Origin of the sequence: Mesorhizobium sp. LSHC420B00 (genome assembly GCF_000503055.1) — a bacterium.
In the GTDB taxonomy this organism is placed as follows: domain Bacteria; phylum Pseudomonadota; class Alphaproteobacteria; order Rhizobiales; family Rhizobiaceae; genus Mesorhizobium.
This window is the reverse complement of the sequence record NZ_AYVY01000017.1, coordinates 1-13,328: the sequence shown is the minus strand read 5'-3', so window position 1 is coordinate 13,328 and position 13,328 is coordinate 1. Positions and strand designations below refer to the sequence as shown.

Genomic DNA, 13,328 nt, shown 5'->3' with positions numbered 1-13,328 from the left:
TGAAGCCGACGACCTAATCGGAGCACTTAGCCTCCGACTTGGTCAGCCTGTAGTGCTTTTGGGCGCGCAGCGGCATCGTCTCTATGGCCGGTCGGATATCGTCCGTTTTCTACGGAATGTATCTCCGAGCCGTCTTCCGTGGCGTCGCGTTGATATAGCGGCATAACGCAAATCGCTGTTGAGCGCGTCAGGGCGAAGATGCCTTGACGCGCCTCTCCTCCTTGCCCGCTTTCGCGATAATCCGCGACGGCGGGCTTTTTCATGCTGAGACGGAAAAGTGCTAATTTGTGCAAGGCGGAAACTGCCAACAACCATGCGCTGATACCCGTTGCCTTATGGCACTCACGCATCGTCAGCGGCGGTTCATTCAAGAATATCTGAGGTCGGAAACGGCCACAGAAGCCGCGTTGCGCGCTGGGTATGCATCGTCGTCGGCGCATGCCATGGCCTCTCGGCTCCTGGACGATCCTGAGATACTGGCTGCGATTGAGCAAGGACAGCAAAAGCGGCTTGATCGCGTCGGGGTCGATGCCGATTACCTTCTCAAGCGGCTGCACGAGGAAGTCGAGGCCGATCTTGCAGACCTCTACGAGGAGGAGACGGGCAGTCTTCTGCCGGTCCACGAATGGCCGGAAGTCTGGCGGCGCGGGTTAGTTGCTGGTGTCGAGACTGAGGAATTGTTCGACGGTCGAGGTGAAGACCGGAAGCAGATCGGCGTAGCCAGGAAAGTTAAGCTCTCTGATCGCGTGCGCCGCCTAGAGGCGATTGGGCGGCATGTATCGGTCGCCGCATTCCGCGATACGCTGGAGGTTAAGGGCTTGGACGGCCTTGCCGATCGGCTTGCGCGCTTATCGCGCGCTCAAGCTTTGGACGTGCCGGCGACGGATGCGCCTCAAGATAAGCCGGTGTCTCCAGCGCCCGAACCTGTCCCAAAGACGAAGGTCGCGCCGAAGCCGGAACAGGCCCCCGCGCCTTCGCCGGCTGTCTCGGCCGATTGGGAAGCACCGAGGTTGCCGGCTCCGTATCAACCCATCCTGCAATACCCGGATCGGCAGGGCTTTGCCGACACAGATTACGACAACGCTGAGGACGGATTTTTGAGTGTCCGCCGCAACACGTGAGAGAAAGGGAAACCGATGACTGACATAGCCACCAATATTGCGACCATCCAGACGAAGGCCGCTGAGCTTGACACGCTGATTGGTCAAGTCCGCGCTGCCAAGGCAGCCGTCGACGCCGCTGAGGCCGAAATCAGGCAGCAACGGCCCGTATCGGAACCAAGCCGCGCCTACCAAGAGCGCCTTGCGTTGGTGGCCTTCGACCAGATGGGCAAGCCCTCGATCGCGGGCGATAGGACCATCGCGGCGCTTGCTGCCGATGCCTGGGCAGGAGTGGCCTAAGATGACCACCATCACGTCATCGCAAATCCTGGAGAAGATCGGCGCACTCGACATCCTTGTTGCTGATCTGGACGCCGAATTCGGCAAAGTTTCGACCGACGCCGTGGCCGGCGCACCCGAAGCTGGCAAGAAGGCCGCTGAGATAAACCAGCGCATCGAACGGTTGGCCGTCGATCGCCTGATACTCAATCGCGCATTGGCACGAGCGCAGCGGGCCGAAGCCGCCGCTCGCGAGGCCAAGGCGGAAGCTGAGCGCCGGAAACACTTCGACGCCGCGAAAGGCCATGCAAAGCGCCTCCTTGCCGCCACCAAGCGCATTGATGCGGCGATTGCGGAAATAACCGCATCCTTGCCTGAGATCGCAGCCGAAGAACTACTTATCCGGCAAAACCTGGGACGCGCGCAGGTCAATTTGTCGGTCGGACCCATAGGGCAGATGGGTCTCGCAGTAATGGCGATCGATAAGCTGATCCGCCTGGCTGATGGCCGTGCGCGGCTCTCCGGCCCGGGCAAGTCCGTGACAGAAATCGCGACTTCGGCATGGGTCATTTTGCTCGCAGCCGAAAACGAACAGGAGACTGCGTGATGGCTGAGATTGATCACGCAAGCATCCTGTTCCCAAATGATGCGCCGTCAAAGCCTGCGTCGGTGCCGGAATGGGCCCAGGCGCAACATGCAGCTGCGGAACAGCGCTTGACGGGAAATCACGGCAAGCCTGACCCTGCCGCCGCCGCGATGTTTCCGAGCGAGCGCAAGGCCGAGGCCTCGCCTCCTGCCGGTAAAGACGACGACGCCGCGTCGATCCTTTTCAGGGATGATGCGGCTCGGAAGGACGTAGATTATGAGCGCGCTGTTGGCGGTGAACTGGATCAGTTCACGCTTGACGCAATGAAGGACGGCGACACTGAGCGGGCTAGCGCCTTGAAAGCGGCGACGGCGGCGCTGTCTGAGGATTTCCGCGCGTCTGGAACCGATACTGCGACGATTGAGGAAGCTTTCACTATCGTTCGCCAGAGCGCCGATAGCTTCTCGCCGCCAACACCCGAACAGATCGAGGCAGGCTTTGCTGCAAGCATGACCGAATTGACATCGGCAGGTGTAACAGACGCCGATCTTACCATTGCGCGGCAATTCATCCGAGACCTGGAGCTAGTCAGTCCTGGTGTCGTCGCAAGCTTGGAGCGCCATGGTGCAGGCAATAACCCGAAACTGGTCCGAGCGGCCATCAAGGAAGCCAAGCGTCGGGGATACCGCTGATGCCTGGGCCGCTTGACGACATCAAAGAGGGGCTGGGTGAGGCGGCTTTAAACTGGCCGCTGGATGACTTCTTGGCCCATGTGAAACACATCGCATGGCTGCGCTCGACGCTACCACCACAGCCGCCGAAGCCTCAACGGTTAGAGGACGCGTTGCTTGCCCGTGCGCCGGAAATCCGCGAGGCCGCAGCACGCCGGGCAAAGGCTCGGAAGTCGAAGGCGATACGGTGACCTGCCCCTGCTGCAACCAGTCTGTGTCTGCCCCGGCACTTGGCGACTTGATTGCGGAGCGTCGCATCAGCGGCCACGCCGCTGCCCTTCTTGAAGCTGTCTGGCGCGGCAAGGGCATGCCGGTGATGAGCCATGTAGTTTTCGACGCATTGTACGCCGACGATCCAGACGGCGGGCCATCGCCGACGGTCATGTACCGCGCGCTTAGAAAAGCATTTGACGGCCTGAGCGCTCGACTGAAGGACACCGGCGTCTCCGTTGTCGAAGTCGGCTATCGGCAAGGCTTCCGGCTCGTTCTGCACCCATAGAAAAATTCGCCTAAAGGAGATCAATCTTGGATACAATCGCGGACTATAACGCCTGGAAAGATAAGCAGCAACAGAACGGCGTCGGTGCGGCGCAAGTCGTGCTCGGCTCGGTTAACGAGAAGCCCGACGAAATAGCCGGCGATCTGAACCTCGCAAACGAGTTCGGCAAGGCCACAGGCAACCCGGTTCCGCCGCTGCCAATGGTCCGCGAGTACCGGAACGTCTTTCAGCAAAAGATCGAAGAACAGAAGAACAAGACGATCCTATCATCAAAGCCGCGCCTGACCGAATGGCTGCGCAGCCCCGACAATGCGGCGCTCGCCCGCGACGATCTTCAAAACCTGTCCTGGTTCGAAGGCTTCGGGCGCGGTGTGACGAACACGCTGTCACGCTCTGGTGATCGCCTTAGCCAGATGGGCAATCAATTCATGTTCGAACAGACGGCCGGCCGCGACCGCGACCGCTCTAAGCTGTTCGGGCAAATCCTCCAGGAGGAGAAAACCAGTTCCGGCTTGAAGGATATGCAGGGCAACCCGCTTGAGACCTGGACGGGCGCGGAATACCTCGGCGCGTTCGGACGCTGGGTAGATGCCCGCTACGCCGACATGATCGGCGCGGATGACAACGCGGCTGCGGTGCAATTCGCGGAAGGCGTCAAAGCCAGCCAAGACCGACTTGCGGCAACGCCAAAATCAGCGACCGCACAGTCGTTCGAAAAGGCCGCAATCGTCAAGGACGCGACGGCCGGCCAAGCGATTGCCAACTTCGGCACCGCGTTCCTACAGAACCCTATCGGCGGTCTGTCGTGGGCTATGGAGACGGCCGGCGAAAGCGCACCGCAACTCGCGGCGGCGCTCGTTGCTAGCCGGTTCAACCCGGCGCTTGGCGTCGGCGTTCTCGGCGGCGGTTCTTACGCCACAGAACGTTACACTGCGCCGGCCGATTTCCTGGCCGAAAAGGGGATTGATCTCGGCAAGCCTGAGGACGTGCAGCGCGTTCTGTCTGATCCGAAACTTTTGGAGGAAGCGGCAAAGCGCGGCGTCATTCGCGGCGCAATCGTTGGCGCTTTCGATTTGCTGTCCGGTGGTCTCGCCGGCAAGGCCGCGTCTCACAATCCCATTGTCGAAGCGATAGCGCAAAGCGCTCAACAGGCGATCCTCGGCTCTGCCGGCGAATACAGCGCTCGGGTTGCATCTGGTCAGCCAATCGACTGGAACGACATCGTTGCGGAGGGTGTCGCGGAGATCGCCACCGCTCCCGTTGACATGGGCGTGGCCGGTCGAGAGTTTGCAGCCAATCGGCGCAAGGCCAAGACCGCTGAGGGAACGGTCGCCCAGCTTGGCGAGATATCCGCCAACGCCCAGGCGTCGGCGGTGCGCGCTCGCACGCCCGACAAGTTCCGCCAGTTTGTCGAGGCCGCAACCGCGAACGGGCCGGTGGAGAATGTCTATGTCCCGGCCGAACAGTTCTCAACGTATTTCCAAAGCCTCGGCGTCGATCCTTACGCCTTGGTCGATGAACTCGACGGCGTGAGCCGTGACGATCTCGACATTGCGCTTGCGGGCGGCGGCGATCTGCAAATCCCGACTGCCACCTACGCGGCCAAGATCGCCGGCACCGAACACGACGCTTTCCTCATGGAAAACATGCGGTTCGATCCGAATGAGTTCACGGCGCTGGAGGCCAAGGAGTTCAACGAACGCGCACAAGACGCAATGGATGAAGCATTCCAAGCCGCTGAGACCGCACGCCTGGAGGATGAGGGCTCGCGGTCCTTCGAACAGCAAATCTACGACACGATGGTTTCGCGGTTGCGCGAGGCAGGCCGGTCGACCGATGTAGCCACCACTGAGGCCACCCTTTATCCGGCGTTCTATCGCACTATGGCCGAACGCTCGGGGCAGACGGTCGAAGACTTCATGGCCGCTTATCCGCTGCCACAGGTGAGCGGATCGATACCGGAAGGCATGCAGTTCCGCGACGTTGACGCCTTGAACCGGACGCTCGCGGAGGCCCGAGCTCGCCGCTCTGCCGGTTTCGACAAGCGGCAATCGCTGCTTGAGTTCATTTCCGATTACGGCGGCATCAATGACGTAGGCGGGAACTTGAAGGCTCGCGATGCCGCCGTGATCAAGCGCAAGGGCAAGAAGTCGCTCAAGTTGGCGCGCGGCGGCATAGTCGACGGCGTGCGCGATATGTTCGGGCAGACGAGCGGCAAGAAGCACGGCATTGATGATGTGGCCCAGGCGGCGATTGAGGCCGGCTATCTGGTGAACGATCCGGTCGCGACCGACTATCGCAACGCGGTAAAGGAAGGTCGCGAGGTTCCTAACATCGGTAACGCGTTGCTCGATGCCATCGACCGCGAATTGCGCGGCGAAGCTGACTATGCGGTTCCGGCTGATGCAGCTGCGGCGGATCACTCCGCCCAGCTTGACCAAATCGAGGCGTATCTGTCGAGCCTGGGCGTCGGGTTGGATGATGACGACGCCGCGATCCGTGCTGCCGTTCAAGCCGATCAGGCAGATGAGGGGAAGAAGTACGGCCAATCCGGCGACGTGCGCGGCCCGCGCGGCTCAATCCAATTCCCAGGCGGCGGCGTCGGCAATGGCGACACGGTTGTTCGCCTGTTCGAAGGCGCGGACCTATCGACGTTCCTGCATGAGAGCGGGCACTACTTCCTGACCGTGCTGCGCGATCTCGCGGCCAAGGGCGAGGCGTCATCTTCCGGCGACATGGAAAGTGTCAAGGCATGGTGGGGCGAGAACGCCGACGCCGTGGCGAAAGACGGCATGCGCGTTATGCCCGATGTCACCTTGACCGCCGATGATGTGAACGCGGCGCTCGCCAACGGAACGACCGGCGATCTGATGAAGGACGCGGCGGTTGACGTCGGCATGCAAGAGCAATGGGCGCGCGGGTTTGAAGCCTATTTGATGGAAGGCAAAGCGCCGTCCATCGAACTGCGCGGCGCATTCGAGAAATTCCGGTCTTGGCTGATCTCGGTCTATCGCCGGCTGGCTGGCCTCAACGTCACGGTGTCGGACGGCATTCGCGAGGTCTTCGACCGCATGGTTGCCTCGGATGATGAGATCGCCAAAGCCAAGGAGCAGGCCGGCGATCGCGGGCCGATCTTCGCCACGGCTGACGAAATGGGCCTGACGCCGGGCGAATTTGCCTCCTTCCTCAAGCTGCGCGATCAGGCTGAGGATGACGCCAAGGCGCGGCTGTTGCGCGAGGCGATGGCTCCGGTGAAGCGCGCTCAAGAGAAGTGGTTCAAGGAAGAACGCGCCAAGGTTCGCGAGGAAGTCGAGCGCCAAGTCAACACCTATCGCTATTATCGCGCATGGGAATGGATGGGCAACCGCCGTTGGTGGGACGCCGAAACGGAGCCGGAAGGAATGCCCGATATCCGGCTGTCCAAGGAAATCCTTGTGCAGCGCTACGGCGAGGGCGTCTTGAAGACGCTGCCGCGCGGCATGCAAACCATTTACGCGGTCGAGGGCGGCGTTGACCCCGACGACGCGGCCGGCTGGTTCGGGTTCGATAGCGGCGATGAGCTTGTCCAGGCTCTCGAAAAGGCTCCGCCGCGCAAGGAAGCCATTGAGGCTGAAACGGACAAGCTCATGCGCGAGCGGCATGGCGACGTGCTGACTGACGGCTCGGTCGAGGCGGCGGCACTCGATGCGCTGCACAGCGACAAGCGCGGGCAATGGATCGCGGCCGAACTCAAGGCCGTTGTCGAGGTGGCTGGGGCCGGCCTTGGCATGACCGCGAAAGAGGCTCGCGCGTCGGCTCGCGCGTCGATTGCCCGCATGCGCGTCCGCGATGCCGTAAACTCCAGCCGGTTCCTCGCCGCCGAACGCAAGGCCGCTGACGACGCTGCGAAGCTCGGCGCGATGTTGTCTCGTGAAAAGGTCTGGCTAGACGCCTCGCGCCGTCGCATCGAAACAAAAGCTCGATCCGCGTCCAAGGGCAGCACCTCGCCCGATACCGTCGCCACGGCGATTGACGCCTACAACGCCAAGTTCGAAACGACGCAATCGACGTTCACGGTCCCTGATCGCGAGGCCGTCAGCAAGTCGGGCAATGCGTTCACGATCAAGGGCGGCGAGCGCACCGCAACATCGCTGGGCTATAACGATCTGGTCGCGAAGCTGGTCGAGACCAAGCGCCGCCAACTGGTCAATCACGCGCTCTACATGGAAGCGCGCAATGTGGCCGGTGAAGTCGAGAAGGCGGAGAATTTCGTTGCCAAGCTCGGCAAGAAATCGACGCGCGAACGGATCGCGGGCGCTGGCCGGCGCGAGAACGCCCAGGTGGACTATCTCGGCGCTATCGATGAAATCCTTGAGCGCTATGACTTCCGCAAGCTGAGTGGGGCCGCTGAGGGCCGGCGCGGGGCGCTGAACGCGTTCGTCGCCGCGATGACGGCTGCGGGCCGGGAGAATGAGCTTGCCATCCCTGAGGCCGTCCTAAGTGACGCGGCGAGGCGTCCATACAAAACCCTGCCGGTCGAAGAAATGCGCGGCGTGGTCGACAGCCTCAAGAACCTGGAGCACATGGCGACACGATGGAACAAGCTGATCGACGCGCAAAAGCAGCGCGAGCTTGAGGCGGTCGTTACCGATGTCGTCGCGGCCTTTGACGCCAACATGCCGAAGCGCCCGCCCGGCCGCGTCGGGACCAAGGGCGAAGCGTTGCGCCATTCGGTTCGCCAGTTCTTTGACCTGGTGCTGAACGCCGGCACGATCCTGCGCGAGATCGACGGGTTCAAGGACTTGGGCGCGGCCTATCGCAACATCAAGACGCCGATCGATGAGGCAATGGATCGTCTGACAGTGCGAAAGCTGAAAGCGGCGGGCGATCTCGAAAGCCTGTATGCCGTCTATGACAAGGCGGATCGCCGTCGCATGGCCGTCCGCGATCATATCCCCGAACTCGGCTATGCGCTTTCGAAGTGGGAGCGGATCGCCGTTGCGCTCAATCTCGGCAACGCTGGCAACCGGGCGAGGCTCACCGATCCAAAAGTTAGAGGATCCTTGACTGAGGCTCAAATCGCTGCCGTGATCGCCACGCTCGACGCGAAAGACGCCGCTTTCGTGCAATCGGTGTGGGATTATGTCGGGTCGTTCCGCGACGATATCGCGGCTCGCGAGCGCCGCGCCACGGGCGTTGAACCTGAGTGGGTCGAGGCAACGCCGGTCGAGATCGCCGGCAAGACGTTGAAGGGCGGCTATTACCCGCTCAAATACGATCCGCGTCTGTCGTCGCTTGCTCGCGATGATGAGGCGAACAACATCGCCCAGGCGCTCCAGGCCGGCCGGTTTGGCAAAGCGCAGACACGGCAAGGGCACCTCAAAGAGCGCGTGCGATCCTCTGGCCGCGATGTCGAGCTTGATATGTCGGTCCTGCACCGTCACGTCAATCAGGTGATCTATGACCTGGAGCTTAGTGAGCCGGTCGCGAACTCCTGGCGCATTCTCCAAAACGGTGAAATCCGTTCGGCGTTCATGGAAGCCGGAAAGCAGGCCGATTTTGACGCGCTGGAAATCTGGCTAAAGGACGTGGCTGAGGGCGAGTTGAAATCCGCCGATCTGGTCGGCCGGGCGGCGCGCACACTGAAATCTAACTTCACCGCGGCTAAATTGGCGTTCAACATTTCGACAGTCGCAATGCAGGTGACCGGCTTGTCTCAGTCCATGGTCGTTGTCGGCAAAAAGGACATGGCTGTCGGCATCATGCAGGCGGCGAAAAACCCGGTCAGCATGGCGCGCGACATTGCGGCCAAGTCGCCGTTCATGGCCTCGCGTCAGACCACGTTCAACAAGGATATCTTCGATTTCTATTCAGATCCGAAGACGGGGCCGGTCGCCTCGCGCTGGGGAGAGATAAAGGCTGAGATCGTCGGGCCAATGTCCTTCTGGCTAATGACAAAGGTGCAATGGTATCTCGCCGATGTGCCGACATGGCTGGCCGGCTATCGGCAGGGCTTGCGGCAATACGGCAACGATGAGGCCAAGGCCGTGGCGCATGCTGACGCCGTGGTGAAGCGCGCCCAGGCGTCTGGCCTGTTCGCCGATCGCTCGGCGGTCGAGCGCGGTTCGGTCTCACGCACCGCGCGCCAGAATGACGTTGTACGGCTGTTTACGGCGCTCGGCTCGTACATGTTCGCCAAGTTCAATGTCGCCTATGAGCGGACGGCGAAGGCCAAGCGTTTAATCGGTCAAGACGGATTTTCCGCGCGCTCGGCACAAGAGGCTCTGTCCTGGACGCTGGACATGGCTTTCCTGTTCACGCTTGAGGCAGTTGTGGGCGCTGCGATCCGTGGCCGGCTACCTGACGACGAAGACGACAAGGATGATGAATGGGCGGCGTTCCTCGCCAAGCAAACAGCGTTTTCCGTCATGGGAACGCTGCCGTTCATCCGCGACAGCGTGAGCGCAATGCAGGGCTTTGAGGCGGGAGGAGCATACGGCAGCTTCGTCAAGGACGTGGTGCGCGGCGGCAAGGGCGTAGCTGATATTCTCACGGCCCCATTCCTAGAAGATGGGAAGGTCAATGCGTCTGATCTTAAGGCGGTGATCAACGCGACCTGCCTCGCTACCGGCCTGCCGGCTGTTCAGATCAATCGCTTTGTCGATGCTGCATGGCGACAAGCGGAGGGCAAGGACGTTTCGCCGCTTGAATACCTGCTCGGCCGGATTGGGGGCTAAGTTATCCCTCATCCTTGGCGGGGACGACTTCACGCAGTGGCGAGGTCATGCCCTCCTGTCCCTCCTGCGCACTCCAGCGCCTCCGCCGTTCTCCGGTATGAATGCAACCCCGCCAACCTCAAGGGCCGTCTGAACAGCATTCACCGTAGCGATTACACTTCGCTCGGTGCCTCGCGTTTCCATAAGCTTAATTGTCGGCGCGGACACTCCAGACTTTTCCGCGAGGTCGTCACGGGTCCAGTCGAGCAGCGCTCTGGCGGCGCGCATCTGTTCTGCATTGATCATTCTCGCATTCCCCTCGTGGTGTCTAAAAAAGATAATAGATTATCCGAAATGGCTTGACAACTGGTTTTGCATCATTGACCATAAGGGACAACGGAATATCTATAAAGGATACCGTTGACTGAACCAAAACGGAAGGACGGGCATCATGGACCGCAACGGCATTGTCTTCGAAGGCGAAATGAATTTCCTCGGCATCCTGCTGCATCAGGCTATGACCTATTCCAAAGCGAAGATCGACGCGTTGCCCGAGGACATCAGCGTTGATGAGGAGTTCGCGGCGATCGACGCTGCGAGCGCGCCGGCCTTCGCCATTGCGGAAACAATCTCGTCTCTGCCGGCGCAGAGCGAAACGGAAATCCGGATAAAGGCCACAGCTGCCGCTTGGATCGACGGAACCTACTGGGCGGACGTTGGACTTGGGACATTGAATTGAGAGGGACCGAATTCTTGTTCGCAACCTGGGTAACTTGACAGGTGTCGGCTTGGCCGTCGTGATGGCAGAACATCCGGGCTTTGATTCCGATCAGCTTTAGGGTTCACCAGATGTGCATTCCATACGGCCACAGAGTACCGCAGATCCCGCTTGAGCCCGGCTACTACTGGGCGAAATGGCGAACAGCCGCGGACGGGACCGTAGACGGCGACGAGCTTACGCCGTGTGATAACTGGGAGATCGTCCAGGTCATGGGGAACGATCCGGATTGGGAAACCCATCCAGCCGACGACAAGGCCTTATTTGTGTTCGTTTGCGGGGTCGAGGAGGCCCAATGGCGCGCATCTTTCGTGTGGGGCGATTTCGTCGCGCCCTTAGACAACGGCATTAAAGGAGACCAATGAACACCGTTTTTTTACTCATGGCGCAATTCGACGGCGCAGCTGTGATCCCCGTCGAGAAGGTGTGCGCGTCCTTTTTCAGCCACCTCACGCCTCAACAGTTCATCCGCAAGACGACAGAGGGCGAGATCGATTTGCCGGTGGTGCGGATCGAGAACAGCCAGAAGGCGGCTAGGGGCGTGTATCTGCCCCACCTTGCCGCCTGGATTGACAAGCGCGTCGAGGCCGCGAAGAAAGAGAACGACCAGCTACAGGGGCGAAGGTAGCGAGACGGCTCCGCTACTTTGAACCGATTGCCGGGATCTTCTTTCCGCATCGATATGCGACGAAGCCGAACAAGGCCGCACAAATGAGGTCAATTGGCAACCAAATTTCCCGCGAAAGAAATACCGGCAAGAATGGGTTGAAGGCCAGCGCGACGGCGAAAAGAGAGAAGGCAAGTTTCTCGTCATCGGCTGATTTCAACTTAATGCCGCAATAGATGCCGGCAGCGAAAATTCCCAGACGCAGCAGCTGATAGTACCCGTATGGCAAGGACAGGGTTGCGATGGTGAGCGCTACCGCAGCGCAAATCGCGACAATTCTAATCATCCGCGCACGCGCTCCGTCACCCCGCCGACAGCCGCTACCAGCAAGCCGGCAAGCATGAACGCAAGTGCTGGGAAGAAGACCGGGACAACGATCCAAATCGGCCATTCCCATGTATAGTATGCTCCGTAGCCGCCAATCACCATTGCGGCGGCGATTAGCAGGCCTGATCGAAACATGATCACAGCGACAAAGAACAGAACCGGCACCCACCATCCATGCCATCCGAACCATTCATCAGCACCAGCTTCGAATGCAACGGTATAGAACGCGAGCGTTCCAAGCCCGATCGCCATCACGCCAAAGACGCCGACGATGCCGAGAACTGACGTAACAAAATTTTTCATGATTGATCCCCCAAACCCATAATCAGGATGGCTTAAGTTGGGGATTATAACAAGACGTTTGTGGCCTCGTTGCTAATACCTCGCTTGTCTAATGCAGCGCACGGATGCAAAGATTCGGCGAGGGACCGTGGCCGCGTTGGCGTCTCAGCAAAAGGTGCATGATGATCTTATTTCGCATGTTTAGAACACTACGAGACTTCGATCAGCCGAAATCATTTTTTGAACAATGGCTCGGCAACACCAAAGCGGTGCATGAGTTCATCTTCGTAACGATCGAAAGCTTGATTATTATGAGCGCACTACAACTAGCCTGGCAAAAGAGTGGTTCGCCTGCGGTGTTAGTTTTGTACTTGTTAGCTTATGGCGGCGCGTTCCTATTTATCGGAACTTACATACGCTACGGTCTGCACGCAGCCGCCGAGCACTTTGAGCTACCGGCCCGCTTTCGAGAGGCTTTCTTGTGGTTTTCAGGGGTCACCAGCTTCGTTGTCTCGATCTCGCTTCCCTACTTCTTTGGGCTGATTGTCACCCAGATCATAGCCAACAGCATTATGATTTGATCCCCAGTGTCCCGCGCGCCCAAGGGACGGTTCGAACTTAGGTTTCTGCTTACCCTACGCTTACCTGAAGGATGACAGAATTGGAGGGGCGATAGCTCTAAGCCATAATTCGCTGATCTCGTTCGATATCTTGGCGCACCCGACAGGATTCGAACCTGTGACCTCTGCCTTCGGAGGGCAGCGCTCTATCCAGCTGAGCTACGGGTGCTTTCAGGATCGGTGATCCGGAAAACGAACCAGCCGGGTAACCGGCCAGCCACGGCTTCTTAGCGGAAGCAGGCGCCGGCTTCAACGGCCAATCGCGGGCGGGCTCACGTTGTCGTAGCAGCCCCGGGGAGACAGACACCGTTCCGTCCGGCGGCCACCGCCTGCTCATTCGGTCATGGTAAGCACTGCCTTGCCGCTGATGCTGCGCTGCCGCAGCGCGTCGAGGGCCCGGCCGACGTCCCGCCACGACACGGTCAGGACCACGCGGGTTTCGAGCCGGCCTGCTGCGATCAGCGCGAGCAGCGAGGCGATATCGGCGCCTACCTCGGGACCGGAAGCGTAGTAGGCGAAGGTCTGCAGCCGCGCGCCTTCGTGACCCGGAACGAACTGGCGGAAGCCGATGGGCGTGAGTTCGCCGCTGCTCGAGCCGAACATGACGATCGTCCCGCCGGGCGCCACCCGTTCGATCGCGTGGGCGAAGCTATTGCCGCCGACCGACTCGGCAATCAGCGAGAACAGTCCTTCGGCGAGCTCGATCGATTCGACGACCCGCTCGGCTCCGAGGCCGCGGAGATCTTCGGCGTGCCGGGCAGCGG

At 60.4% G+C, this 13,328-nt stretch carries 15 protein-coding genes and 1 tRNA gene; 11 read left to right on the top strand and 5 right to left on the bottom strand.

Features of this window, described 5'->3' with window-relative positions:
• Positions 1–335: 335 nt before the first annotated feature.
• Genes X760_RS0138615 through X760_RS60975 form a run of 7 tightly spaced genes read left to right on the top strand, consistent with a single transcriptional unit; the run spans position 336 to position 9,911 of the window.
• Positions 336–1,121: a terminase small subunit gene (locus tag X760_RS0138615; protein WP_023720468.1), complete on the top strand. Its 786-nt coding sequence runs from the start codon at positions 336–338 to the stop codon at positions 1,119–1,121.
• A 15-nt stretch (positions 1,122–1,136) separates the two neighbouring features.
• Positions 1,137–1,400, top strand: coding sequence for a hypothetical protein (locus X760_RS60995; RefSeq protein ID WP_023720467.1), 264 nt, complete (start codon positions 1,137–1,139; stop codon positions 1,398–1,400).
• Between the two features lies 1 nt (position 1,401).
• Entirely contained in the window at positions 1,402–1,986 is a 585-nt protein-coding gene (locus X760_RS60990; protein WP_023720466.1) for a hypothetical protein, read from the top strand.
• On the top strand, positions 1,986–2,657 hold the full coding sequence (locus X760_RS60985) for a hypothetical protein (RefSeq protein WP_023720465.1): 672 nt from the start codon (positions 1,986–1,988) through the stop codon (positions 2,655–2,657). The genes X760_RS60990 and X760_RS60985 overlap by 1 nt, the downstream gene beginning before the upstream one ends.
• Positions 2,657–2,887 (top strand): hypothetical protein, encoded by a 231-nt coding sequence (locus X760_RS73785; RefSeq protein WP_051409706.1) that lies wholly within the window; start codon positions 2,657–2,659, stop codon positions 2,885–2,887. The genes X760_RS60985 and X760_RS73785 overlap by 1 nt, the downstream gene beginning before the upstream one ends.
• Positions 2,888–2,910: 23 nt before the next feature.
• Positions 2,911–3,195 (top strand): hypothetical protein, encoded by a 285-nt coding sequence (locus X760_RS60980; protein WP_156948132.1) that lies wholly within the window; start codon positions 2,911–2,913, stop codon positions 3,193–3,195.
• Positions 3,196–3,221: 26 nt separating this feature from the next.
• Positions 3,222–9,911: a hypothetical protein gene (locus X760_RS60975; RefSeq protein ID WP_023720463.1), complete on the top strand. Its 6,690-nt coding sequence runs from the start codon at positions 3,222–3,224 to the stop codon at positions 9,909–9,911.
• Between the two features lie 45 nt (positions 9,912–9,956).
• Here the strand turns inward: X760_RS60975 and X760_RS60970 are convergent, their stop codons facing one another.
• Positions 9,957–10,196, bottom strand: coding sequence for a helix-turn-helix domain-containing protein (locus X760_RS60970; RefSeq protein WP_023720462.1), 240 nt, complete (start codon positions 10,194–10,196; stop codon positions 9,957–9,959).
• A 145-nt stretch (positions 10,197–10,341) separates the two neighbouring features.
• Here X760_RS60970 and X760_RS60965 point away from each other — a divergent pair, with 145 nt between their 5' ends.
• The 3 genes from X760_RS60965 to X760_RS60955 all read left to right on the top strand — a co-directional run bounded on the left by X760_RS60965 (position 10,342) and on the right by X760_RS60955 (position 11,296).
• Positions 10,342–10,629, top strand: coding sequence for a hypothetical protein (locus X760_RS60965; protein ID WP_023720461.1), 288 nt, complete (start codon positions 10,342–10,344; stop codon positions 10,627–10,629).
• Between the two features lie 110 nt (positions 10,630–10,739).
• Positions 10,740–11,033 carry a hypothetical protein gene (locus tag X760_RS60960; RefSeq protein ID WP_156948129.1) on the top strand — a complete coding sequence of 98 codons (294 nt, stop codon included), beginning with the start codon at positions 10,740–10,742 and terminating at the stop codon, positions 11,031–11,033.
• Positions 11,030–11,296, top strand: a complete 267-nt coding sequence (locus X760_RS60955; RefSeq protein WP_023720459.1) for a pyocin activator PrtN family protein — start codon at positions 11,030–11,032, stop codon at positions 11,294–11,296. Before X760_RS60960 ends, X760_RS60955 begins: the two co-directional genes overlap by 4 nt.
• A 13-nt stretch (positions 11,297–11,309) precedes the next feature.
• Here the strand turns inward: X760_RS60955 and X760_RS60950 are convergent, their stop codons facing one another.
• Complete coding sequence (locus X760_RS60950; RefSeq protein ID WP_023720458.1) at positions 11,310–11,621, bottom strand: DUF6804 family protein; 312 nt, start codon at positions 11,619–11,621, stop codon at positions 11,310–11,312.
• Positions 11,618–11,965 carry a hypothetical protein gene (locus tag X760_RS60945; protein ID WP_023720457.1) on the bottom strand — a complete coding sequence of 116 codons (348 nt, stop codon included), beginning with the start codon at positions 11,963–11,965 and terminating at the stop codon, positions 11,618–11,620. Before X760_RS60945 ends, X760_RS60950 begins: the two co-directional genes overlap by 4 nt.
• A 158-nt stretch (positions 11,966–12,123) precedes the next feature.
• Between X760_RS60945 and X760_RS60940 the strand changes: the two genes are divergently transcribed.
• The gene (locus X760_RS60940) at positions 12,124–12,525 is read left to right on the top strand and encodes a hypothetical protein (protein ID WP_023720456.1); all 402 of its coding nucleotides are present in this window, start codon (positions 12,124–12,126) and stop codon (positions 12,523–12,525) included.
• Between the two features lie 131 nt (positions 12,526–12,656).
• On the opposite strand, the gene X760_RS60935 is transcribed toward X760_RS60940, so the two are convergent.
• Together X760_RS60935 and X760_RS60930 are read right to left on the bottom strand one after the other, a co-directional pair.
• Positions 12,657–12,733: transfer RNA gene (locus tag X760_RS60935), tRNA-Arg, on the bottom strand.
• 164 nt (positions 12,734–12,897) lie between these two features.
• A partial coding sequence (locus X760_RS60930) for a zinc-binding dehydrogenase (RefSeq protein WP_023720455.1) occupies positions 12,898–13,328 on the bottom strand: 431 nt, incomplete at its 5' end.

Bases quoted from the DNA above. Each gene is read 5' to 3' on its own strand.
- X760_RS60970 (WP_023720462.1), bottom strand. From the start codon at position 10,196: ATGATCAATGCAGAACAGATGCGCGCCGCCAGAGCGCTGCTCGACTGG.
- X760_RS60985 (WP_023720465.1), top strand. From the start codon at position 1,986: ATGGCTGAGATTGATCACGCAAGCATCCTGTTCCCAAATGATGCGCCG.
- X760_RS73785 (WP_051409706.1), top strand. From the start codon at position 2,657: ATGCCTGGGCCGCTTGACGACATCAAAGAGGGGCTGGGTGAGGCGGCT.
- X760_RS60950 (WP_023720458.1), bottom strand. From the start codon at position 11,621: ATGATTAGAATTGTCGCGATTTGCGCTGCGGTAGCGCTCACCATCGCA.
- X760_RS60965 (WP_023720461.1), top strand. From the start codon at position 10,342: ATGGACCGCAACGGCATTGTCTTCGAAGGCGAAATGAATTTCCTCGGC.
- X760_RS60990 (WP_023720466.1), top strand. From the start codon at position 1,402: ATGACCACCATCACGTCATCGCAAATCCTGGAGAAGATCGGCGCACTC.
- X760_RS60960 (WP_156948129.1), top strand. From the start codon at position 10,740: ATGTGCATTCCATACGGCCACAGAGTACCGCAGATCCCGCTTGAGCCC.
- X760_RS60995 (WP_023720467.1), top strand. From the start codon at position 1,137: ATGACTGACATAGCCACCAATATTGCGACCATCCAGACGAAGGCCGCT.
- X760_RS0138615 (WP_023720468.1), top strand. From the start codon at position 336: ATGGCACTCACGCATCGTCAGCGGCGGTTCATTCAAGAATATCTGAGG.
- X760_RS60955 (WP_023720459.1), top strand. From the start codon at position 11,030: ATGAACACCGTTTTTTTACTCATGGCGCAATTCGACGGCGCAGCTGTG.
- X760_RS60945 (WP_023720457.1), bottom strand. From the start codon at position 11,965: ATGAAAAATTTTGTTACGTCAGTTCTCGGCATCGTCGGCGTCTTTGGC.
- X760_RS60940 (WP_023720456.1), top strand. From the start codon at position 12,124: ATGATGATCTTATTTCGCATGTTTAGAACACTACGAGACTTCGATCAG.